Origin of the sequence: Pseudomonas sp. R4-34-07 (assembly GCF_003852375.1) — a bacterium.
In the GTDB taxonomy this organism is placed as follows: domain Bacteria; phylum Pseudomonadota; class Gammaproteobacteria; order Pseudomonadales; family Pseudomonadaceae; genus Aquipseudomonas.
Window position 1 is genome coordinate 3,226,490 of record NZ_CP027760.1, and the last position, 21,680, is coordinate 3,248,169.

At 58.8% G+C, this 21,680-nt stretch carries 27 protein-coding genes and 1 pseudogene; 1 reads left to right on the forward strand and 27 read right to left on the reverse strand.

Features of this window, described 5'->3' with window-relative positions; genetic code table 11:
* Positions 1-83: 83 nt before the first annotated feature.
* The 27 genes and pseudogenes from C4J85_RS28035 to C4J85_RS14910 form a co-directional block, all read right to left on the reverse strand.
* The gene (locus C4J85_RS28035; protein ID WP_059397108.1) at positions 84-368 is read right to left on the reverse strand and encodes a phage tail assembly protein; all 285 of its coding nucleotides are present in this window, start codon (positions 366-368) and stop codon (positions 84-86) included.
* A 39-nt stretch (positions 369-407) separates the two neighbouring features.
* Positions 408-683: pseudogene (locus tag C4J85_RS28040) on the reverse strand (phage tail assembly protein); the annotation flags it as partial.
* 14 nt (positions 684-697) lie between these two features.
* Positions 698-1,201 carry a phage major tail tube protein gene (locus C4J85_RS14790; RefSeq protein ID WP_056783396.1) on the reverse strand — a complete coding sequence of 168 codons (504 nt, stop codon included), beginning with the start codon at positions 1,199-1,201 and terminating at the stop codon, positions 698-700.
* A 12-nt stretch (positions 1,202-1,213) separates the two neighbouring features.
* Complete coding sequence (locus C4J85_RS14795; protein ID WP_124410036.1) at positions 1,214-2,380, reverse strand: phage tail sheath family protein; 1,167 nt, start codon at positions 2,378-2,380, stop codon at positions 1,214-1,216.
* Between the two features lie 102 nt (positions 2,381-2,482).
* Positions 2,483-2,827 (reverse strand): phage tail assembly chaperone, encoded by a 345-nt coding sequence (locus C4J85_RS14800; RefSeq protein WP_256657780.1) that lies wholly within the window; start codon positions 2,825-2,827, stop codon positions 2,483-2,485.
* 55 nt (positions 2,828-2,882) lie between these two features.
* A complete protein-coding gene (locus C4J85_RS14805; RefSeq protein WP_124410037.1) occupies positions 2,883-4,769 on the reverse strand; it encodes a phage tail protein in 1,887 nt (628 codons plus the stop codon).
* Positions 4,766-5,455, reverse strand: coding sequence for a phage tail protein I (locus tag C4J85_RS14810; protein ID WP_124410038.1), 690 nt, complete (start codon positions 5,453-5,455; stop codon positions 4,766-4,768). Before C4J85_RS14810 ends, C4J85_RS14805 begins: the two co-directional genes overlap by 4 nt.
* 1 nt (position 5,456) lies before the next feature.
* Positions 5,457-6,338, reverse strand: a complete 882-nt coding sequence (locus C4J85_RS14815; RefSeq protein ID WP_046071194.1) for a baseplate J/gp47 family protein — start codon at positions 6,336-6,338, stop codon at positions 5,457-5,459.
* Positions 6,335-6,661: a GPW/gp25 family protein gene (locus tag C4J85_RS14820; RefSeq protein ID WP_124410039.1), complete on the reverse strand. Its 327-nt coding sequence runs from the start codon at positions 6,659-6,661 to the stop codon at positions 6,335-6,337. Before C4J85_RS14820 ends, C4J85_RS14815 begins: the two co-directional genes overlap by 4 nt.
* A 5-nt stretch (positions 6,662-6,666) precedes the next feature.
* Positions 6,667-6,936 (reverse strand): hypothetical protein, encoded by a 270-nt coding sequence (locus tag C4J85_RS14825; protein WP_124410040.1) that lies wholly within the window; start codon positions 6,934-6,936, stop codon positions 6,667-6,669.
* A 57-nt stretch (positions 6,937-6,993) separates the two neighbouring features.
* A complete protein-coding gene (locus tag C4J85_RS14830) occupies positions 6,994-7,527 on the reverse strand; it encodes a phage baseplate assembly protein V (protein WP_056783628.1) in 534 nt (177 codons plus the stop codon).
* 29 nt (positions 7,528-7,556) lie between these two features.
* Complete coding sequence (locus C4J85_RS14835; RefSeq protein ID WP_124410041.1) at positions 7,557-8,072, reverse strand: hypothetical protein; 516 nt, start codon at positions 8,070-8,072, stop codon at positions 7,557-7,559.
* Positions 8,072-8,731 (reverse strand): hypothetical protein, encoded by a 660-nt coding sequence (locus C4J85_RS14840; protein ID WP_124410042.1) that lies wholly within the window; start codon positions 8,729-8,731, stop codon positions 8,072-8,074. Before C4J85_RS14840 ends, C4J85_RS14835 begins: the two co-directional genes overlap by 1 nt.
* Positions 8,728-9,048, reverse strand: a complete 321-nt coding sequence (locus C4J85_RS14845) for a hypothetical protein (RefSeq protein WP_124410043.1) — start codon at positions 9,046-9,048, stop codon at positions 8,728-8,730. The genes C4J85_RS14840 and C4J85_RS14845 overlap by 4 nt, the downstream gene beginning before the upstream one ends.
* Before the next feature lie 2 nt (positions 9,049-9,050).
* On the reverse strand, positions 9,051-10,046 hold the full coding sequence (locus tag C4J85_RS14850) for a major capsid protein (protein ID WP_124410044.1): 996 nt from the start codon (positions 10,044-10,046) through the stop codon (positions 9,051-9,053).
* Positions 10,047-10,108: 62 nt separating this feature from the next.
* The gene (locus C4J85_RS14855) at positions 10,109-10,447 is read right to left on the reverse strand and encodes a head decoration protein (RefSeq protein WP_124410045.1); all 339 of its coding nucleotides are present in this window, start codon (positions 10,445-10,447) and stop codon (positions 10,109-10,111) included.
* Entirely contained in the window at positions 10,444-11,586 is a 1,143-nt protein-coding gene (locus tag C4J85_RS14860; protein WP_124410046.1) for a head maturation protease, ClpP-related, read from the reverse strand. The genes C4J85_RS14855 and C4J85_RS14860 overlap by 4 nt, the downstream gene beginning before the upstream one ends.
* Positions 11,583-13,064 (reverse strand): phage portal protein, encoded by a 1,482-nt coding sequence (locus tag C4J85_RS14865; RefSeq protein WP_124410047.1) that lies wholly within the window; start codon positions 13,062-13,064, stop codon positions 11,583-11,585. Before C4J85_RS14865 ends, C4J85_RS14860 begins: the two co-directional genes overlap by 4 nt.
* The gene (locus C4J85_RS14870; protein WP_056783432.1) at positions 13,064-13,270 is read right to left on the reverse strand and encodes a phage head-tail joining protein; all 207 of its coding nucleotides are present in this window, start codon (positions 13,268-13,270) and stop codon (positions 13,064-13,066) included. Before C4J85_RS14870 ends, C4J85_RS14865 begins: the two co-directional genes overlap by 1 nt.
* A 1-nt stretch (position 13,271) precedes the next feature.
* Positions 13,272-15,272: a phage terminase large subunit family protein gene (locus tag C4J85_RS14875; RefSeq protein WP_124410048.1), complete on the reverse strand. Its 2,001-nt coding sequence runs from the start codon at positions 15,270-15,272 to the stop codon at positions 13,272-13,274.
* Positions 15,273-15,275: 3 nt separating this feature from the next.
* Positions 15,276-15,881 (reverse strand): terminase small subunit, encoded by a 606-nt coding sequence (locus C4J85_RS14880; protein ID WP_124410049.1) that lies wholly within the window; start codon positions 15,879-15,881, stop codon positions 15,276-15,278.
* A 205-nt stretch (positions 15,882-16,086) separates the two neighbouring features.
* Positions 16,087-16,431 carry a phage holin family protein gene (locus C4J85_RS14885; protein WP_043046669.1) on the reverse strand — a complete coding sequence of 115 codons (345 nt, stop codon included), beginning with the start codon at positions 16,429-16,431 and terminating at the stop codon, positions 16,087-16,089.
* 527 nt (positions 16,432-16,958) lie between these two features.
* The gene (locus tag C4J85_RS14890; RefSeq protein WP_034127791.1) at positions 16,959-17,324 is read right to left on the reverse strand and encodes a hypothetical protein; all 366 of its coding nucleotides are present in this window, start codon (positions 17,322-17,324) and stop codon (positions 16,959-16,961) included.
* A complete protein-coding gene (locus C4J85_RS14895) occupies positions 17,317-19,533 on the reverse strand; it encodes a VapE domain-containing protein (RefSeq protein WP_124410050.1) in 2,217 nt (738 codons plus the stop codon). The genes C4J85_RS14890 and C4J85_RS14895 overlap by 8 nt, the downstream gene beginning before the upstream one ends.
* Positions 19,523-19,750 (reverse strand): TraR/DksA family transcriptional regulator, encoded by a 228-nt coding sequence (locus C4J85_RS14900; RefSeq protein WP_124410051.1) that lies wholly within the window; start codon positions 19,748-19,750, stop codon positions 19,523-19,525. The genes C4J85_RS14895 and C4J85_RS14900 overlap by 11 nt, the downstream gene beginning before the upstream one ends.
* The gene (locus tag C4J85_RS14905) at positions 19,743-20,261 is read right to left on the reverse strand and encodes a phage regulatory CII family protein (protein ID WP_164487864.1); all 519 of its coding nucleotides are present in this window, start codon (positions 20,259-20,261) and stop codon (positions 19,743-19,745) included. The genes C4J85_RS14900 and C4J85_RS14905 overlap by 8 nt, the downstream gene beginning before the upstream one ends.
* Before the next feature lie 328 nt (positions 20,262-20,589).
* Positions 20,590-20,850: a hypothetical protein gene (locus tag C4J85_RS14910; RefSeq protein WP_124410052.1), complete on the reverse strand. Its 261-nt coding sequence runs from the start codon at positions 20,848-20,850 to the stop codon at positions 20,590-20,592.
* A gap of 79 nt (positions 20,851-20,929) precedes the next feature.
* Here C4J85_RS14910 and C4J85_RS14915 point away from each other — a divergent pair, with 79 nt between their 5' ends.
* Positions 20,930-21,667, forward strand: coding sequence for a LexA family transcriptional regulator (locus C4J85_RS14915; RefSeq protein ID WP_124410053.1), 738 nt, complete (start codon positions 20,930-20,932; stop codon positions 21,665-21,667).
* Positions 21,668-21,680: the final 13 nt, after the last annotated feature.

The following is a 21,680-nucleotide window of genomic DNA, read 5'->3' on the forward strand; positions in this document are numbered from 1 at the left end:
CAAAAGGCATCGACAAAATCTCAGCAGCGGAAAATCCTGTTTCCGCCGCAAGACGTTTCGCGGCCATTTTTATGACGTGAGGGTTAAACCCCGTCGTCTTGGTCCAGACGAAAATAGCCGGCCTGCAGGCGGTTAAAATCCACCAGCTTCAGGCCCTCCAGATCCGCGACAGGCGCACCGGCAAGCGAGGCAAACAAAATCAGCTCCCGCTGTTCGTCGTCCCCGCCCGCGTCACGATTAGCCGCACGCACATCGCCCACTGTCGGGGAGCGCAGGGCCAAGGTATCAACCGATACCCCATTGATTACGCTCGGGCAGGTAAGGGTGACCTGGGCCCGATCAGTGTTGACCGACAGCCACGACGGCATCGATTCCGAATAGTCGGTATCAGGCACCAGGTGCGAATAAGCGGCTTGAACACGGCGGTAGTCCGCCAGCTTCAGGCCTTCAAGATCCTTAACACCCACCTCTGCCAAACCCGCAAACAACATCAGCTCACGCTGTTCATCGTCGCCGTTAGAGGCGCGGTCGGCTGCTCGTACTTCCCGTACTACCGGAGCCCGCAAGGTCAATGTTTCGACCAGCACGCCGTTGGCATTGCTAGGTCGCGTGAGCGTTACGACGGCTGCAAGCGCAGTGAGTGATAGCCAAGCCGGTACTGCTTTAGACGTTGCTTTATTCATTTGGATCTATTCCCTTAGAGGCCAAGTGCGGTGCGCACTTCAAGGAGTTGGTCTTTGCCATCGATCACCTGAACACCAGCGACCATGTCGATTTCGTACATAAGGCGTCCGTCGATTTCGAGCTTGTAATAAGCGACTGCCACGGCGTGCTTGATCTCAGCAGGGTCACCGGCTTTCCAGTCGCCGAGGTCGAGCTCTTTGAGACGACCGCGCAGGGTAGCGACAACGGCCGTGACAGCCCCCTTCTGCCCTTTGAAGGCACCCCGGAACGTCGCATTGAAAGCGGTGCCATCGGCCAGACCGAAGTACTTCAACGACTCACGGCGCACGCCCTTGGTAACAAAGGACGCCTCCATTTTTTCCAGGCCTTGGTCCATCTCAATCGCACCGGCCATGCCGCCAGCACGATACTCGTCAGTCTTGGTGGTCAGCTTGGGCAGCGTAAGGCTCGGCACGTCGCCAGCGAAGTTCACACCGTCGACAAACAGGTTCGTGTTAAACAAGGTTTGAGGAATCATTGACTAGGCCCCTTAGGCTGCTTCAAGAACTTCGGTCATCCACTGATCGGTGACTTCGAAAAGGAAATTCGGGTTTTCTGCCGGCGGCACGTCGGTGAAGCGAATGCGCCAATAAACTTTGCCCTGGGCGATCTGGCTGGCAGTGTTCAGCTCGGTGTCCGGGAACACCTCAAAATTGATAATCGCGCCCTGGGCCTTGAGATCGCGCATGAAAGCATCAAGGCCATCAGTGACGTCCTTGACGTACGTCTTGGTGATTGAGCGGTCCACAGCCCATTTGTGGCCGGCCTGCACGGCATCCATAAGGATGAAAAGCGTGCGAACGCGCGTGACGAATGCCCACTTCGGATCGCTCGACAGCGTACGGTTGCCCCACAAGCGATAGCCGTCGTCGCGAATGATCGTCGCGATATTGGCGTTGTTCAGCAGGTTGGCCCGGCACGTCTCGTCGCCGTCCAGATACTCGACAGCTCGGGTCGTACCAGTGATGCCGGTGAACTCTTTGTTAGACGGCGAAGCCCAGAAGCCGTATTCAGCATCGGTCCAGGCGAACAAGCCCGCCGCCCAGGCCGAGGCCGGCGCATCAACTGTCTTACTGGATTCGGTGTCCCAGTACTGAACGCCCGGATCGACCATGAACAGGTTGCGACTGCCAAAGTTATCGGCATAAAGCATCGCCGCCTCATCCGTGGTGCCAGGGCCATCAAGAATGCCGATTGCCCGCAGCTTCTGCGCCAGGCTATCAAGCGCGGTAGCGACCGCCTGAGTGGCCGTGTGACCCGGCGCAATCAACAGTCGCGGCTGCGCGTTGTACAGGCTTTTGCCATCGAGCAAGGCTTGTAGGCCGGTACGCTGACCCGAGGCCAGAACGCCGCCAATGATCGCCGAGGTTTGCAGCGCCGCGTCTTCCATCTTCGGCACGCCAATGGCAACGATCACCGCCTTGGCCTTCGTGTAGATTGCTTTACAAGCCTTTGTGATCGCCGAGTCGGCACCGAAGGCAGCGATAGCCTCGCGCTCGGTGGTGATCAACTTGAGCTCGCCGGCCTTGGCGGTACCGCCGCCGAGGACGCCTGGGGTGAAGGTGTCGCAAAGTCCGATGATGGAGGACGACGGCAAGGAAATAGTGCGCGCGCCTGTCTTGATATCAGTCGTAGTAACGCCGTGAAAGAAACTCATAAAGCGAATGCTCCAGAAACGAAAAAGCCCCGCATAAGCGAGGCCGGGTGGGTGTTTTTGTTGCGTGTCGCGGAATACAAAACGCCCCGACAGTGCGGGGCGTTATTGGGTTTGTAGCGCGATCCAGCTAGGCTTCTTGGGTCGGTATTTCTGAACTGGAAATTTTGTTGATTGAGGCCAGTCGCGCAGCAGCTGCATATACGCCAGCAGCTCACCATACTCATCCGAGGTCAATGAAGTCGCACTGCCTAACTCAACCTCATCACGGTGACGCTCACGCAGCCATGCGACACCTTGAAGTTCCAGGTCTCGCCAGCGCCGCTCTTCATTCGCCGTTTCTTCAACGGTCTTCTCTGGCAAGGTTTGGCCGCCATCGGCGACCCACTCCAAGTAAGTTACCCAGTCTTTGTTGCCCATATCTTCCGGGATGAACACGCGGTCACTCATCCGCCGGACGCCGGCGGGGGTGAATCTGTACTCAGTTGTATCCATAGTCATCACCTCAGAGTTCCGCTTCGGCGGTCCACTCAATTTGCAGTGTGTAGCCAGGAATGGACCCAGCCGGCGGAAGGCATGAAAGCGCAAAGCCTGTCGACCACAAGCTTTGGATATTCGTCAGAGTGCAGGGTTTTACGGCCGACTGTGCCCAGATCTCCGACGAGCTTTCACCAGGTGAAAACAGCTTCAGCGTAGGAACAACGCGCTTTACTTCCCGGAAGTCCATACGCAGGGCTGACTGCGAGGCCTGTGCTGCTGCGGATTGCGTGAAGGTGGCAATACAGGTCCCCGGACCGTTGTTGGATTTCAACGGGTGATCCTGCAGGAAAGACTTTTCGAAGTAGCGCAAGCATGCGCGGTATTCCTCCTGGTGCGTCCTGTAATCGTATGGCGTCGCCACGCTGCCGGACTCGATCTGGACGTTGGTAACGTCCGTGTAGTAGGCACCGGCTCCCCCGCTGGCCAAGATAACTTCCAGGAAGTCGTTCGCGACGCCCTTGTTCTTGTTCACAACACCCCCCAGGTCGAGGGTAACGACGTATTTTTTGTATACCGTCGTCAACTCCACCGATGTGCCGACATCGACGTTCGGCTCGGTTGAGTTGACCCCGAAGTTCTGGCGAAGAATCACCGCACACGTATGTGGAACGCTGGTTTTCATATAAAACGAGACGGTGACCTTCCCGCCGGCCAATGTTTCGACGTTCTCGATGCGCTGACTGAGATTCCAGCCATTGCCTTCACCTTGCCGCGAGAGTCTCAGGGCAAACTTTGCTTCGTTGATATTGGCGTCCTGCTCGAGCGGCAGTTGGCTCCAATTGCAGGTGGCGTTCTTTGGGCTGTAAATCATCCAGCGGTCCGGGCCGAACGTGCTTTCTGGGTCACCATTGGCTTTTCCGACGACGCCGGACTTGCCTCGCTGCCAAATCTGGAAGGCGCCATTGATCAGCCGGTTTTTTCGGAAGACGTGCACAGGAAATGCCTGCTTGGGGCTTTCGATCTGAGCTCGTACCGACTCGGTATTGGCGCTACGTTTAGACCTGTCATCAACGGGCGGCGTTGGGACGTTTTGCCCCGCAGACCATTGAAAGGCAAGAGGTGTAGTCCCAAGTACTATCGGACCATCGGTGATCAGTTGCCAGACAGTGTCAGCGTTGGCTGTACCCCGCTCGACCGTGACAAGCAAACCAGGCGTTACTTTATCGCTGGTATCGGCATCAACCGTGCGCACCCACGAATCAGCGCTGACCAGGTACAGCCCGTTGTCCTTCGCCTGAACTTGATCTTTAACCAGCACCCGCGAACCCGCTGGCACCGCGAATCCGTCGATAGCTTGAACGCCCGCAAGGACCACAGGGCCCGTGGTTGCGACTAATGCCGAATGTTTAAAATCAAGGCGGTTGACGGCATTCGCTACCGAGTCGTCAACATACTTTCGAGTAGCGTTTACAACAGCCGGGTCTATCAACAACACAACGTTAGTAGAACTTGAAACAACAAAGTTCATCCGTATAACTTGTGTTTTACCAGACCCTTGGGCTAGCAGCGACTTGTAACTTGGCGCGCAATTGGCTACGGCAACCAAATCTCCGTCAGAATCGAAAAGCCCCAATTCGCGAATCCAGAATCCCCCTTCATCCGCCGGAATAATCTGCTCGGCTACTAGGATCCCAGGGTTAGTCGGATGAGGCTCCAGGCTATTCAATGGAGCCCGGCGGCGCTCATTAATCAGTGTTTTCTGTGAGCGATCAGGGATAGGGTCAGTACCGTTTGCGTCCCCTACAGCCATATGGGTCAGCTTCCAAGTTAGCAGCCCTGCATCTGACTTAACTTGCTTTGCCTCGCCAACCGCCGTCAGTAACGCGAAAAACTTCGAATTAGCATCAATCATGTGTATACGTCCAAATGGTCTATGGAATGTTCGCGACCAGGCACCCCGACATAGCAGTCAACCGAGATAGGTTCAGGCGCAGGAGGATAAACTTCTATTTCATCTATGGAACACTCTCGAATCCCGCTTCCGATAAAACCTGTCACCTCGATATCACTGAGTACCGGCGGATAAATATCAATAACTTCTCCGTCAGATATGCTTGCGAAAATGTTTATAGCCCCGGTGGATTCCAGGCTAATCGCAAGACCAGTCAGGTGACGGCTGACGGGTTTGGCGTCATCAATTAACCGCTCCAGCTCCTGATACATTTCCTCAGTGATACCGGTGTCCAACACCCCGACCTTTAACGCAAAGGTGCCTGGGGTCCCTACGGGCTTCATGTTGAACCACTCGATAATCTCGATCAGGTAGCCCAGAGGCTCTACCACACGGCGTAACGCGCCGATGGTGCCCTTGTGGGCATGTATGTAATAAGAGGCCTTGATGGCGGCGCGTTTGGTCGCCTCGGTCCATCTGTAATCCCAGCGATCCACCGACCATGCCCATGCCAGGTGCGGCAGCAAATGCACCGGGCAGGTATCAGCGTTGTAGAGGGCGCGAAGCGGGACAATCGTTTTCTCAAAAAACGTAGCCTCCATGGCCCGCTCAAGTTGCGTGCTGTTGATCGGCAAGAGACTTTTCATGTCAAGCCGCCAGCGTTACGGTGTAGCCCGTACAGTACGCCGCCTGAGCTTTGGTCGGGGCCAAGTCCTGCCAGCCGACCAGCTCAACCCGAGAAACGCCGGCAACGTGTAACTGAGCGTCTACACCGGAACGTGCCACTTCAACGCCAAGCCGTTTGCGCGGATTAATCCACGCCGCCAATCGACTTTTCGCCTCGGCTAAACTGGCATCAGCTTCTGGGCCCGCGCTGGTCATGTGCAGGATCGCCTTGATTTGGTAGCGGATCACCTGGGCGCTCTGAACCGTCACCCTGTCCCCCACCGGCCGCACATCGTCGTCATTCAGCGCAGTTGCCACCGTGGCGAGCAGCTCAGGTGAAGCCTCCCCCTCCCCGTCCAATCCCAGCACCGTTACCGTCACGTAACAAGGCGCAGGGCTTTCGGCCGTGGCATCCGCCACCAGCCCCGAGGCGTTACGTGCATGCAGGATGTAGCTGTTACGCGGGCCGGCCGTTGTCAGTCCCTCATAGGCCAGCTGGATGCGCTCCCGGAACGCATCGTCGTCTTCTTTGACCTCTGGAACCGGCGGAAAGGCCAGCAGATCCTCAGCTTGAATGACCAGGCGTTTGAGGTTGACGTTGGCCCCCAGGTGATCAAGGTCACCGCGTATGGCGTGCGCCAGCAATACCGCTTTGCCGGCGTCATTGACTCGGGCGCGGTTGCCGACCTTGATGTAAGCGCCAACCTCCAGGACCTTAAGCACCGGATCGCTCTCCAGCGCAGCAGTCCAGTTGCCCCCCATGTATCCGCGAAAGACCCCCAGCCCCTCCTGAAAAACCTCTTCGAAGTCCAGCGGCTCCAACACGGTCGGCGCCGGCAACGACGACAGGTCCACGATACTCATACGACCACCTCCAGCGTGACGCTGTCGCCCAGATACTGCCCGACGATCTTTAGGTTAATTTGCCCGCCGATAACGGAAATGACGCGCACTTGATCCAGCTTCAAACGCGGCTCCCAGCGACCCAGTGCGCGGGCGACTTCCGCCTGCACGGCGCTTTTCCAGCCTTCGGTGACGGGCAAGTCAACAAATCGCCGTAGCTTGCTGCCGTAAGCCATCCGATGCCGCCGGCTTCCCAACGGCGTGCCCAATATGTCTGGAACCGATTGCCGCAAGTGTGCGATGCCGGAAATGGGTTGGCCGGTATGGCGATCCATTCCGATCATTGTGATTACTCCTTCAACTGCTCCAGATCTGGATGCGCTTTCAAGAACGCAAATTGATCATCACCACATGCCGTAACTCGACCAGCAACAACAGGAAGCGTCCCGCCGCCGGGTAGGATCAATGTCCGCGAGGTGAAAACCTTGTCGCGAAAAACACGCGCTGCTCCGATGGACTCAACCGCGTCAGCAGTAACGGGAAAACCCAGCGGTGCCGGCTTCAACCCCGGAACCACAATGGCCTCGGCAGAATCGCCATCAGTTCTAGACTTACTCATAAGGCAAACTCCAGATATGAAAAAGCCCGCGCTGGGCGGGCTGTTTGTGGGTTGAAATTAATGCGTGTGGTGATTGCTGTTGCCACCGGCGTCGATGATCGCACCGGCACTGGTGATGCCTTTCGTGACGTGTAACGCCCCGTCAATCATCACCGCTGCTTTCAGATTGATGTTGCCGGTGGTCACGTTCACGGCGCTGTCCGTCACGACCACCTCTGTACTGGCGACTTTGATGGTCACCGTACCGCTCGGCAGGGTGATGCTGTAGCTCTTGGCCTGCCAGTCGTAAATCAGCGAGCCGCCATCATCAAACCGCCACACTTCAACATGATCCCGGTTATCCGGTGGAGGACCCGCGTTGCCATACAATCCCGGAATGAACGTGCCTTGTGACACGTCACCGCTGGCACTGACCAATGTCCCCTGCTCGCCCAGAGACGGAGCCCTCCAATGCCTGGCCTTGCCGGCGGCGATGCTGTGCCAACGCACCCAGGCGCTAGTCCATTCGCCGTCCGAAACCCGACACATCGGCGGGGAGGCAGCCAGATCGACCGCCACCACAAAGCAATCCTTGACCACCCCGGCGAGCATGCGGTCGTGTTGGGCAGCAACATAGCCGCTCACACGTCCTCCGCTGGGACAAATTCTTCTTTGACGTCGTTGTTGAAGCCAAACAACAGCATGCCGGGCGGCTGATCGGGCCAAGGCCACTCTTCAGGGCCGAGATACACCTGCTGCGTCCATTCCACCAGCCAAACGGTGTAACCATCCAATACTGGCTGGGTCCAGTCCTGTAGTGCCTGAACGAACTCTGCCGGCTCGACTTCCAACCCCCAGGTCTGAGCCCGGAGGAGGACCGCAAGTTGGGTAGCCAGCTGCACCGCCTGTTGCTGATGCAGAGGATAGATCGGGTCAACGACGATACGTGCCTCGAACTTACACACCAATGTGGTTTCACCCGTGCCGATATCGATACCGGGCTCGATCTCCGCCAGCTCCAGAAAGACCGCCGGTAAAGCGATGCGATCCTGAATGTCCGGCCAGGCACGTACCGTCTGAACCCCTGGCAGATGGCTCACCAAGTGTTGCTCGACCGCCCGGTAAAGCTGGTCCAGGCTAAAAGGTTCGTCAGCCATTACCCGATCCTCTTCAAGTATTTCTGTAGTTCGAAGTTGAGTTCTTGCTTCAGGAGCTCCAGCAAGCGTTCATCCGCCTTTTGCACCCAGGTCTCAAAATGCGGACGGGCCTGCTCCAGAGAGACCTTGGCCTTGGCTAATGGGAAACGATTGCCATGCTCCGCGACCCATCCAGAACTTGCACCGCGACCAGGTGACACCGTGCTGTCTGGATAGTCATCAGCATTGAAGTGCTTGCTCGCAGTGCGAATCCAAATGTCTGGCTTGTTGCCGTAGACCTTCTTGAGAAACGCGCCTTGATAGCGCCGCCCCGCAACCGACACCCCGCTGCTAGTTTGCCGCGCCCGGCCAATCCGGCTGGACTCGATGGCATTCAAGCCGAACCACAGCTTGCCGCTTGATGCCCCGCCTGACACCGGATAGCTGCGCAACCGCTGACGCACTGCCGCGACAGCAATGCGCTCCTGCCTGCTGACTGCACGGGCAATGTGCGTGCGCAACCAGCCCAACGTCTTGTTGATCGCGCGTCGGTGGGCCGCAGCAGCTGCTTTGGGCACCAACTTGGTGAAGTCCTGAAACACCTGGAGATCTGCAGCTGACGACTGGATAGAGATCATCCCGCCGCCGGCCGAGGGTTTGACGTAGCTACCGATGCTCATGGGCGTAACCTCAGGATCAAGGCGACCAGCCCGTCGCCGCTCGGCTCCAGCTGCAGCAGGTCGTAATCGCCGCCGCCGTCCAGGGCGGGCAAGTCGACGCTAACCAGTAGCCCGCGTTTCAAGCCTTCCGAATCGCTGACGCGGATCTCAAACCGAGGCTCACGCAAGCCGGTGTTGAGCTTGCCGAGCTTCGGCTGCAACCAGGGCGCGGCAAACATACCAAGCACCGGTTCTTCGCGGCCCTCGATCCGTGCGCTATCGCCCAGTGTTTCGAAGACCACGTCGTCGATGTCGTCGATCAGATCGCGGAAGGCCACGATCACATCTCCAGCAGGATCTGCGCGCGAGGCCGCGTGCACAGGTGCAGCGGGTTGGACTGGGCTTCGCCGGCGACACCCTTGTTGAAAGGCAGCGGCTCGATTTTGCTGTAGTACGGAATGCCCTGTGTGTTGACCGTTTCCATGTAGTCGGCCGGTGCGAAGGACGAGATGTACAGGTCAGGGACGCCCTCGGGAACCAGAAGCGCCTTGTCGTCGTGGACGAACGCAACACCGGCAACCTTACCGCGATAACGCTCCCAGACGATCCCGCCGAACTCGAAGGCTTCACGGGCATCACCACGCAGAGACGCGGCCTGCATGGTGTTGAGGTAGGTCTCCTTGACCGACTTGTGGACGATCAGCTTGTTCCAGAAGTTCTTGCCGCACAAAGCGCGGGAGCCGCTGCTGGTGACGCTACCGAGGGCTTCCTCTTGCATATCCAGCGCTTCGCCGCATTTAACCCGCAGCTCGGTATCTGGACTGTTCAAGCCCATCGGCAGCTTCTGGCGATTCACGCCAAAAGACTTATAAATATCCAACAGGACTGTCTTGCCATCGGCGTCCAGCACCTGCCCGTTCAACGCACCCATGCGCTGAAATTCGTGGGTGGCATCCAGCTGTCGCCGGGCCTTCGCCAGGCGATTGTTGACTACATCCTGCACGGCCTGCAGTTCGCTGCGGGTACCGAAGGCGCGAATGCCTTGGATCTCATCGGCCTTGATGGTGAAGCGTTCCGGCAGGTGCACAGTGTTGAACGGAATCAACTGACGCTTAGTCGCGCCGACCACCAGTCCAGAAGTACCGCGTTCACCCGATGGCACCAGGGCCAGGGTGTCGCCGTCTTTCTCGATCTGCACTGTCAGCGTGCTGATGCCTTCTTCGCGGAACAGGCCAAGGCTGCTGATGCGGCCCGGCAGGTATTCCTGCTCATTGATTGCAGCGGTCAGCGAGGAGACGCTGAATGCATCGTCTTCAAAAATGGCGATATCGGCCATGGGGTACTCTCCAGAAACGAAAAATCCCGCACTCGGCGGGATGGATAAATGAGGTGAGCGTCTTAACGGACGATCACGAAATGGGCGGCCAGGGCCTGTTCGGCTGCGGGGTCGAGGCCGGTCAAATGAACTTCACTAACTTCGGCCTGACGCACGATGGCGCGGCCGCGACGAACCACATCAGACTGCCCCAGCGGGCCGTAGAGGATCGCGATAGCGTTTTCCGAGCCGTCCTCAGCTGTGGGCTGATAGGGTGCAAATTCGCCCGTAGCAGTCACCAGCCCAAGGATCTGGCCCGGCTCCAACGCCGGCCCGGCGGCGACGTTGATTGCTTCGCGTGAAATAGTGCCGGGGCCTTCAGACAGCAGGAACTCGCCTGCGTGCATCGATTCGATTTTCATGCTCTTACTCCTTTCGAGGTTCCGTTCTGTGCCGCCTGCCGGCTTGCCCAGATTGAATGACTGTCGACCTGTTTGGCCTTGATAGTGGGTGCCGGATCATTGTCGAGCGGCAAACTGTTGTTGATTTCAAAACCGCCGCCGCTGCTGACCAGCTTGTCGAACAGGCGCGCCCTGACAGCTGCTTCATCCAGACCGGCAGCCAGAAATTCGCCGGTCAGTTCCGGCAATCGTGCTGCCACGCACAAGCCGTGCAGCGCTTTCGCCTTGGTCAGCGCCGCAGTGACTACCGCTTCGCTTTCCAGCTTCGTCGAAGCGAGTATCGGGTCCACCAGGTTGCTGATGCCTGCCGCCGCACACCCCTTGGTAACCATCAACGCCAATCCGGCAGCGTCTAATACGGGTACCGGATCCGGAAGGTTTACGGGATCAGCCGGTTCGACTTCGGGCTCTTCGTCCAACTGGGCCAGCAATTCAGCCGGGGCATTCTGGAAGCGCTGCAACACGCTGCCCTGACCGAGACAGGCTTTCACCTTCAGCCCGTCGCCCACTTCATCGGCCAAGCCCAGAGCCACTGCTTCGTTGGCCGTGAGCCAGGTTTCCGCGTTGACCATGCGCCGTAGCTCGGCCTCATCAATGTCCGGCGCTTTGGACTTGTAGGCTGCAATAATGGCTTCCAGCGTCTGGTCCAGAACGTCGGCGACACGCCGGAAGTCCTCGGCATCACCGCCGGTAAAGGTGTAGGGGTTGTGGATCATCAGCATGGCATTGGCCGCGATTACCACCCGGTGAGCGCCACACACGGCGACACTGGCTGCGCTGGCCGCCAGCGCATCAATGCGCCCAGTACAGCGTTCGCCCAAGCGCGACAGTGCGTTGTGAATTGCCAGGCCGTCGAACAGGTCGCCGCCGATGCTGTTGAACGCCACAACGACCGGGGAAATACCGTCATCCATGGCCCGCAGGTCCTGAACAAACTGATTAGCGCTGACCCCCCAGGTGCCGATCTCGCCGTATACAAATACCTCAATGGTCTGTTGCTCGGCTTCGCCGCTGGCCTGGAAGGTGTACCAACTTTTATCCGCGACTTTTACTTGTTTGCCAGCCTTGTCATAAATGCGCGGGATTGCTTTTTTTCTCATGGTTGTTCCTTGTCATCAATCGGCTCGATGGCATCAAGCGTGGTGTAGTTGAGGCCCAGTTCCGTGGACCTGGCGAGGTCGGCCGCGTTTTCCGCGTCGATGGTTTCCGCGTCGTAGCCGTTGCGCAGACACATCTCGCTGCGCGAACCGAAGCCCGCCTGCACTTCCATCCGCCGCGCCTGGACGTCCTGCACCGGCTGAATGTAGGCCCAGCCTTGTGGCACCCAGCGTGTGCGCAGGTATTCGCGCCGACGTTGGGCGTAGTCCTCCAGCACCAGTGCACCGGACAGCACCGCCATGTCCATCCAAGCAGCGCGCACCGGACGACACAGCTGATGCACGTAGACGCCGAATTGCAGTTGTTCCAGGCGCCGCCGGAACTCGTTGAGCACCACCCGCAGCGCCCGGTCGTTGACCTCGCGCATGTCTCCGGTAAGGATCTCGTACGGCGTCCCCGAACCCGCCGCCGCAGCCATCAGCTGCTGCCGCATGAAGTCCGGGTAGTTGTTGCCGGCGTCCGGTGGTTTGGAGAACTCCACCTCTTCACCTGGCCCCAGCTCCTGCATGGTGCCGGGCTCCAGGGCCACCATCGGTGTGAAGCCGTCACGGTCGGTGGTCAGAGGTTGCCCCGTGACAGGGTCGCGTGGTTGCTGCCCCATTTCCGGTGCCGGTCGTTTGATGAAACCGGCAAACAGGTTCGCCACCTCCTGGCGGAACAACACCGCGTCATCGTAGTTGTCCAGGCTGCGCAGGCGTTTCAGTACCGGCGCCAGACGGGGCACGCCGCGCAGTTGCCCAGGCTCCATCGGTTCGAAGATGTGCAGCACCTGTGTCGCCGGTACGCGCACCAGCTGGTTGTAACCGACGTTTAACGACGACGAATCGCGTGGGTGCGACAAGTACATCCAGTACGCCACACGCTTGCCGGCCGGATTGAACTCGATTCCGGCGCGGATGACGTTGCCGTTTTTGGCCGTCTCGAATTTGTCATGTGGGACAAACTCAGGGGCCAGCGCCTGCAGTTGTAGCGGCACCGCCAACCCCTCACTAAGGCTGCGCGGCCGCAACCGCACAAAGCACTCACCGGCCGTTTCAACCGTGCGCGCTACCAGGGCCTGCATGCCGTAGAAGTCGGTCAGCTCATCAGCGTCCGCTTCATCAACCCAGTCGTCCCACAATTGCTGCTGGAGTTTTCGCAGTTCCGCGTCATCCGTGGTCGGCCTGGGGGTGATGCCGGTACCGATCAGGTTGCTGACGCGCTTGTCGATGACATTGAAGGCGTACGGGTCATTGCGCACCGCCGCCCGCGAGCGCGCCCGTAGGTTACGCAGAGCCGGGGTGTTGATGCTGTTGATGCCGTTGTCGGTGGCTTCCCAACTGGCCGAGCGTCGGCCCTCACCCGCGCCTTCGTAACTGGCCTTGATGTTCGACGGCAGCAAGAATCCATTACGGGTCAGCGTCGGATAGTGTCGTGCCATTAGAGTCCTTTGCCTCCATGCATGAGCCGAACCACGCGAGAGCGCGGCCCGGCGGCGTTGGTCAGCGACGTGCGGATCTCGTCGCGGGCCTTAAGCAGTTCGTCGATGGAACGGTATTCCACCGTGCGGTCGCTGTAGCGCACGGTCTTTTCACCGCGTGCGATGGCGCGCTCGATGGCTTCGAGGTGCTTCGGAGTAAACGACATATCAGCGTCTCTTCAGATAACCGCTGGTGGAGCTGCGGCGTTGTGGGGGTGCAGCGGGTCGCGGTTGGGCGACCGGGGCAACGGGTTGCGGCGCCACTTGCGGTGTCGCGGGAGCCTGTGCGGCAACCGTGACACGCTCAGCAGCGACCACTTTTTCATCGAACAAACCGGCCTGTGCCAGCGAGTTCCGTACCCGGTCCCAGTCGTGTTCCTGATACCGGTTGATGCCGAGGTAATGCGCCATCGCCAGGCAATACACCATCAGGTCGAGGGCTTCGTTGCGCTCGGCCTTGCCCTTGATCCATTCAATGCGCTTGTGACCCCGCACGTACTTGGCGACCTTGCGCTCGGCCACGCACTGGGCAAAGAACTCGTCCGGCAGGTCGTTGGCAAAGTGCAGGGCGCCGGGCCCGGATTCGAACGGATAGCGGTTGTAGATCCAGTCCTTTGCAGTGTCGGTACCGACAAACCACAGCTCGGCGCCGCCGCGTTCGGTCTGGCCCTTCCAGGTCACATCGACCATGGACGGCCGCTGAGCGATTACCGGCTTACCGGGCTTGCTCGCGCCCTTGATGGCGAAGATGTTGCGCCAGCGCCGCACGCGGCAGAACTGGTAGACCTCGTCGGTGTGGTGACCACCGGAGTCGACCGCAACCGCGAGAATGCCCAGGCCGACACCGCACGGATGCCGATACCGCTCTTTCAGCAGTTCATCCAGCACCGCCCAGGTGCGTTCGTCCGAGGGGTCGCCCGCAATCACACGGTGATCGATGACCCAGCGTTCCATGCCTACACCCCAGCCCATCGCCATGAACTCCAGACGGTCGGCCTGAACGTCGACGGCGCCCGTGATCATCATAACGGCGGCGGGCATCGCACCCAGCGAGAACTCTTCTTTACGCGCCCGCTCGATCAGCACTGATGCCTTGGTCTGCTCTTGCGCGCTGTCCCACACCTTAGCCAGACGGGTGTTGTAGAACACCTGCATGGGCTCAAGGTCGCCCTTGGCCTGGGCCTTCTTTGCCTTCTCGAACTGTTTAGCCAGCGACTTCCAGCCCGTCCATCCCAACGGTGAGTACAGCGCGTTGAGGTGGAAGCCGACGGTCTCGCCATCGCCCTTGGCATGGGCGCGCCACTCACCACGGGCAAGCATGTCGCCCTTGTGGTGCTCTTCGATCAGCACGTCGCAGTCAGGCCCGGCGCACTCGTAATGCACAACGCTGAAGTCCTGGGAGTAATGCAACCGCTCCCACTCCAGGGTTTGCATGTGCCCGCAGGTCGGGCACGGCACGTAGTAGTAACGCTGGTCGCTGCCCTCGAACAGATCGTCAATGCGCGAGGCGCCCTTGATGGTCGGCGAACTGGAGAAGTAGAACTTGGCATTACGGCCAAAGGTACTGCCCCGCGTTTCTGCCAGCTCGATGGGGTCGCCCTCTTCGCCTACGTCGACTTCCCAGCGGTCGATCTCATCGCCATACACGTAGCGCGCCGACAGCTCGGCCAAGTTGGCCGCAGAGCCGGCGGTGGTGACGTACAGCGAGCCGCCTTCAAACTCCTTGGTGTCCATGGTGTTGCGCGAGTCCCGCGAACGGCTCGCCGCCACACGTTCACGCAACACCGGGGTGGCCTTGATAGTCTTGCCGATCCGCGACGACACGCGCTTTGCCAGACCCAGGCTTGGCAGCAGCGTGAGGATGTTCGACGGCACCATGTGGATCAACGCGCCGATCCAGTTCAAGGCGATCTGCGTTTTCATCAGCTGCGAGGCAACCATGGTGACCACACGCTTGCACGGGTGAGCCGGTGACAGGCAACGCATTGGCTCCCGCGCGTAGGGCGTTCGCACGGTGCGATATTTCCCTGGCTCGGCGGCGCCTGTATCTCGCGGGATGCGCATGTACTCGTCGGCCCACTGGTCCACCCAGAGGCTGGGGTCTGGACGCAGCCCACGGAAATACGCCTCACGGTACACCTCAGCGCCGTCAGGTTTTTCCGTCTGCATGGGTTAACTCGTAGTGATCAGATCGCGTTCAAGGTCAGCCGAAGACATGCGCTCGGCCTCTTCGAGGGACAGCCGCAGCGCCTTGGTAAGGTGCTGCTCAATTTCCCAAGGGTCGGTCATCGCCGCCAGTTCTGGGGCCAATTGCGGGGGCATGCTGAGCAATTGATCGCGCAACAAACGTCCGGCGTTGTAGGCCCCCGTGGTGACCGCTTTCATATCCACCAGCGAACCCTGCACCTTGTGAAACTCGGCTTCGGCCAGCTGGGCCAGGTAGTACTCACGGTGTGCGCGCGCCTTCTGGAAGTCGGGTTGCCCGCTCTTCGCGCCAGCAGGCTGCGGCGGCGCAGCCGTGTTAGTCGGCTCGACCATGGGGGAAAGTTGGCTGTAAACGTCACGCTGGAGCCGGTCTTGTTGGTGTCGAGCTGCGACAGCGGCCTTGCTGGGGTCAGCGGTTTCGAGGATCAGCGCTTCTGTTGCCAGCACGTCGACCTTCTTGCCATCCGGCGACAGCACCAGGCGGTTGTTGTCTTTCAGCCAGGTGATGTAGCTCGGCGTCCTGCCGATGCGAACCGCGAAAGCGCTTTTAGACAGGAACAGTGGATCCGTCATAAGCCCTCCTTTTCAACGGCTTTTCAATGGAAACCTTTCAATTTCAATGGATTGAATTTCAGTAAGCTGGCGGGCCTGCCACTAACGCTTTCCCGCGGGTTTCATGCCCCGTGTCCCTCGAATGCCGCCAGGGTCCCCGGCGGCTTTCGGCGCACCATTTTGACGCACCCCGCTACAGTCCACGTATTCCGTGGCCTCCAGCGCATCATGCCTGACCGCTGCCCGAGGGCGGCACATCGCACACGCCCAACCGCTTGGCGGCCCAGCGTTCATACAGCCCGATGGCGACATCGGCGCCGGCCATCGCGGTGAGGCATCCGATGCTCCCTGCCGCCAGGACCGACATGCCCGAAGCGTGCAGCAACATCATGGTGGAAAGCCCGCAGACCACGCAGGCCCCGGACCGAAGGAGCAAGCGGCGAATCAAAGACCAGCCGCTTACCCCCGCTTTGTCGGCTCGCCATGCCTCGCCGGATATGCCGCCGACCAGGGACAGCACGATCACCATCCAGATCGGCATATCAATAAGCGCTTGCTGCTCGTTCGTCATCGCCCTACCCCATAAACGCAAAAACCCGGCGCAATGGCCGGGTTCAGTGTGGTGGTGTGTCCCGCTGTTTGCGGTCGCACCTATCGAAGATGGGTACTTTTTACAGGTGGATTTTACTGGCAGCAAGCGGGTTTTAATGCCATAGCGCAATACGGGTGCAATACAGGTATGACGCAGGTGTAACGCAGGTACAACGCACTCAATCGGCTATCGCTTCTGGTGCCCTGTCTTGCCTGTCCCACTATTCTGAATCGAAGTAGGACAGCTACAGGCCCCTGAATTCGGGGCTCTGCCCTACTGTCCTACCTTTTTTACTTTTCTCTTGTGTATAGAGAGAAAGCTAAAAGCACGCGTGCGCGCCATGGGCGCGACTACGTCCCTGCTATGCTCATGTGTGCGTGGGGTGGGTGAAGGTTGGACAGTAGGACAGCCCAGTAACGGCGCGGCCTGCACCTGTCCAACTGCGCTAAATGCGAGTCGGGCAAGGTGGGACAGTAGGACAGTGGCACACGGAGTGACGCAGAGGGTCATGCAGCTTTCCCCATCAGCATCCCCTGGATGAACACATGAGCGTCATGCAACCGCATGTAATAGGTCCTCGAACTGCAGGCGCAGTGCAACAGCTTCTGCGAGAGGAAGCTTTCGTGGTTGCAGTAGTGCTCCCATACGACCAGGGCAAGACGAGGCGGCAGGTGTTTCCTGACGATCAGCTCTATGTCGGCCGACTCATCCAGCAGCACCCGACTACCCCGCGTGCCGCGTATCAACTCACCTTTGCACTCCATCAGCATGGCGATCATGTTACCGCCACTCGGCCCGCCAGCACCGTCTGGCACAGGCGAATGCAGATCCTGCGCCCACAGTTTGAGCATCTCATCGATTCGCTTAATCAAAGCAAGGCTCCTCGATCACCGCCTGCTGCAACGCAGGCACACGGCCCCAACCCGCAGGCTTTTCATAGGCCCATGGCCGCACACCGCTTTTTGGCAGAGCAGGCATACGCCGCTTGCGCCAGCCCAGCCGGTGCATGATCGCCCCGACCCGCATCTGCTCGGGCTTGCCCCAATGTCCGAAGTCCAGCTTCAGCGCCTGGGTCAGGATCTCGTTGCCGGTGGCGGTTTCGCCGATCTGCGACTCTTCCATCCAAGCCAGGATCGGCCCTTCCCATTCATCCACCACAAAGCGCTCGTCTTGAGCCTCGGCGAACATCTTGGATTCGTCTTTATTCACCCACCAAATATCGCCCGCTTCAAAGCAAAACAGCGCCTCAGCCCATAGCTGATCGCGGATCTCGCGCAGTTGATCCAGATCGACCTTGTTGCAGAACACCGGCCAGTAGCGGCGGTTGCCCGTGGCGTCCTTGAGGTACTCCTCTTGGTTGGTGGTGCCCACGAAAACACACTGGCGTGGCACGTCATTCGTTCTGCGGCCGTAGCTCTCGCGGTAGGTGTCGGTGGACGCAGAGAAGAACTGTTTGGCCTTGGTGCTTTCAGCCTTGTTGAAACTGTCCAGTTCACCCAGCTCGACGATCCACTTTCCGCGAATCGCCTGGAAGCTGTCCTTGTCGCCGAGGGCGAACGGCGTGTCCATGAACCACTCGCCGCCGAGAACGCCCATCGCCGTGGACTTACCGGCACCCTGCCCGCCTTCGAGGATCATCACGGAGTCGGCTTTGCAGCCCGGACGCATCACACGCGCAACGGCCGAGATTAGCCAGCGTTTGCCGACCTTTGCCGAGTACTCACTGGCCTGAACGCCCAGCACGTCAGTCAGCCAGGTTTCAATGCGTGGCACGCGATCCCATTCCAGCTTCTCCAAGTACTCACGCACCGGGTGAAAGGCGTGGTCGTGGGCAACCACACTGACGGCCTCGATCACATGGGACGCTTTGACCCGCAGGTTGTATTGCTGCGCGAGCCACTTCATCACTCGCATGTCGTCGATGTCTGCCCAGTCGCCGGCACCGCCGCCGAAGGGCGCAGACCGCAGCTTGACGATCTTGGAGCTGAACACGCTGTAGCCGATGACACCGGCCCAACGTTCGTCATTGCCCAGGATCAGCTCGACGTTTTGCATGTGCGCAATCAAAGAACCGTTTTCGGTGCGGGCTAGTTGGTCCTTCCAGCCACCCGCTGCAGGAGGCTTGACCACCGCGAGCACCTGGCGGCGGACGGCCTCCAACCCCTCGGCGACGTGCAGGTCGTTGAAGTCGGTCCACTTGATCTCGCGCTCGCCGGAAAACACCGGGGCAACGACTTGGCCGCCGACAACCAGCGCGGCGTTGCTGGCTTTCTCTTCGCCTGGGTTCCAAGGCTCACCGTTGGGACGCTTGGTTTTCCAGTCGTCATCGCGACAGATGATCAGCGGGCAGCCAGGGAAGCGCTCGCGCATGGCCTTCGAGACTGGCAGTAAGTTGCCCGCGTCGAAGGCTATGGCGACAGTGAGCGATGTCGCCATATGCAGGCTTGCGCCCGTGGCGTAGCCCTCACACACCAGCACCGGTTCGCCTGGCTCGGGGTGGGGACCGATCAGATGGAAAGCCCCTTCTTTTGACATGCCGGGCGGCCAGTACTGCTTATCCCGACCAGTGTCTTCTTGCTTGGCCGGGAAGATCACCTGCAGGCCTACGATCTGGTCGCGCACGTTGCACATGGGCACCAAAAATGCGCCAGTACGTGGCGCATAGCGAACCTTGAAGCCTACGATCTGCTTTCGATCCAGATAGGTGCTCTTACCCTTTTCGGGCATACGCTTGAATAGACCGGCAGCGCGGTTGGCCGCTCGGCGTGATGCGTTGGCCGCGATCTCGGCGGCCTTACGCTTGGCATCCTCCTGCCGTGCGCGCATTACCTCACGCTCTTCAGGATTCATGCGTCCGGGCTTGACCTTGATCTTTTGAGTATCGCCAGAACGCCAGTCACCGAAGCTGCCGAAGATCAGCGTCTCGTTCTTTGCAGTGCGGTGTTCGTGGATGACATACCAGCCGTTTTTTTCTTTGCCTTTATCCTGGGTAGTTTTGCAGCGGGTGAGCTTGCCGAATACCAAGGGTTGAGCGGGTTCAAGACCATAGTCCGCGAACTGATTGATCACATCATCGAGCATAACGGGCAGCCCTCTGATCATCAGCGATCTTGCATTCAATGCAGAGCGTGCAACCGGGCTGTGCCAAACGACGGGCCTCGGGGATGGGACCATCGCATTCGTCACAAAACATCAGCGAATGCTGAGCCGTATTGGACATCAGCGCCAGGCGTGCAGCGACCGCCTGATCAATGCGCTCTTGCACCAGGTCATTTGCGAAGTCAGCGATATCAGCCACGTTCCACCCCACAAGTCGTCTGGTTGACGTAGCGGGCGCGGTTGTACATGCCCAGCAAACCCTGGATACCGCGAAACACTAACTGGCGGATCTCGGCCAGCTCACCGTCATCGACCTTGCCGTCGCCAATGTGCTTGGCCCAGGTTTCGGACAAATCGGCAACCTGCCGGAAAAACATGGCGATACCTGTGGTCAGGGTCTCAGGCATGTCGTTGGTATACGCCTCAGCCAGTTCCTGCCAGATCGTGTCGCCGACAAGGGCGTGCACCGCATCGAGAATGCGGCGGTCCTTGGTCAGTTCGAGGATCTCGCCGAACTCCTGGATGTTGACGGTGTGCGAGGGATGGGTGGGAGACAACTTGTGTTGCAGCGTGGTGGCATTGCGGCCGGTGGTGGCGGCGATTGCTGCGGCACCGCCGGGATAGTCCCGTGCGGCGTGGTACAGGGCTAATTCGAGCGTCAGTACTTCCTTTTGCGCTCGATCAACACAGCTTAAAGCTACTCGGCTCATGGCATTAATCCTACTAAGTTGCCAGTGCCCCGCGACGTGTAGTGGTGATACATTTGCCGCGTGGCTTGAAAGGGCCCAAACGCCGGCTAGATCTAGGGATCGAAACCGGCACCGTGCCGAGGCGAACAATCCGTTGTTCACCTCTGGCGCAACAGTTGCCTAATCTGTGGTGGAAAAGGCAGCAACCCAAGACATCCGTGTCTTGGCAGCGCGATAAAGGGAGGTGGTTTGCATGTGGTGTGCCCTCCTACCTTCGTCGCGACCCGACAGCACTGTGGTGGTGTGTGCCGGGAGGAACTGGGCGGCCCTTAGGCCGCCTTTTTTCTTGTTACGCTGCAGCTTTATGAGGGGCCGAAGCGTTCAACAGCCAAATGGCTTGGAAAGCATTTCCTTTCTGCTCTGCCGCAGTAGCCAGCAAGTGAGCGTATTTAGTTTCGCCGGTGTAATCCGTTCGGGGCAGACATCCAGCCTGACGCCATTTGTTCAGTGCCTGAGAGCTTCTATTGCATATCTTTGCCGCCGCGCCGATGCCCCCCACAGCCTCGAAGGCGAACGCAATCGCGCTGTGAAAACTTGCAGGATCCAGCATTTGAACCTCCATTAATCAACTACAGGTTGATATTACATATCAACTGACTGTTGCGCAACCTTTGTGAGACGCTCAACCTATGGTTGATAAAAATTCTCTCCGCGCAGCTTTTAGCGAGCGCTTACATGAAGCTCTCAACGATGCCGGCGTACGCACCCGGGGTCGCGGCGTGGATATCCATCGCCAACTCAAATCTTTGGGAGTGCACAAAACCACCCAAGCCATCAGCAAATGGCTCAACGGAGAAGCGTTAGCGGAAGCAGATAGCATGGTTGCGATCTGTTCATGGCTGAAAGTGCGCCGAGAATGGCTGGAGTATGGCGTACTACCAAAAAAACAGACCGGTGAAACCAACGTTCGGGACTTAGCTATCGGAGTTGGCGTTGAGAATAATGTCACTGAAATCAATAATGAATTTGGAAAAGTACCATTAATCTCTTGGGTTCAAGCAGGTGCTTGGTGTGAAGCAGTCTGTAATATTGACTCTTGCGACGCTGAAATGTGGCTATCTTGCCCGGTAAGTATTAGTAAAAGTGGATACGCGCTAAAAGTTGTCGGGGATTCGATGACGAATCCAGCACCTGGTAGAAGCTATCCCGCTGGATGCATTATATTTGTTGATCCAGAAATAGAATGCCGCACAGGCGATAGAGTGATAGCGAGATTATCTCGAACTGACGAAGTCACGTTTAAAGTACTTGTGGAAGATGCAGGCCGACAGTACCTACGCCCTATCAATCCCCAGTACCCAGTAATTGCAATAACTGAAGAAACACATATTTGTGGAAAAGTAGTAGGCGCATTTACTTTTGAATAATTAGGAGAAAAAC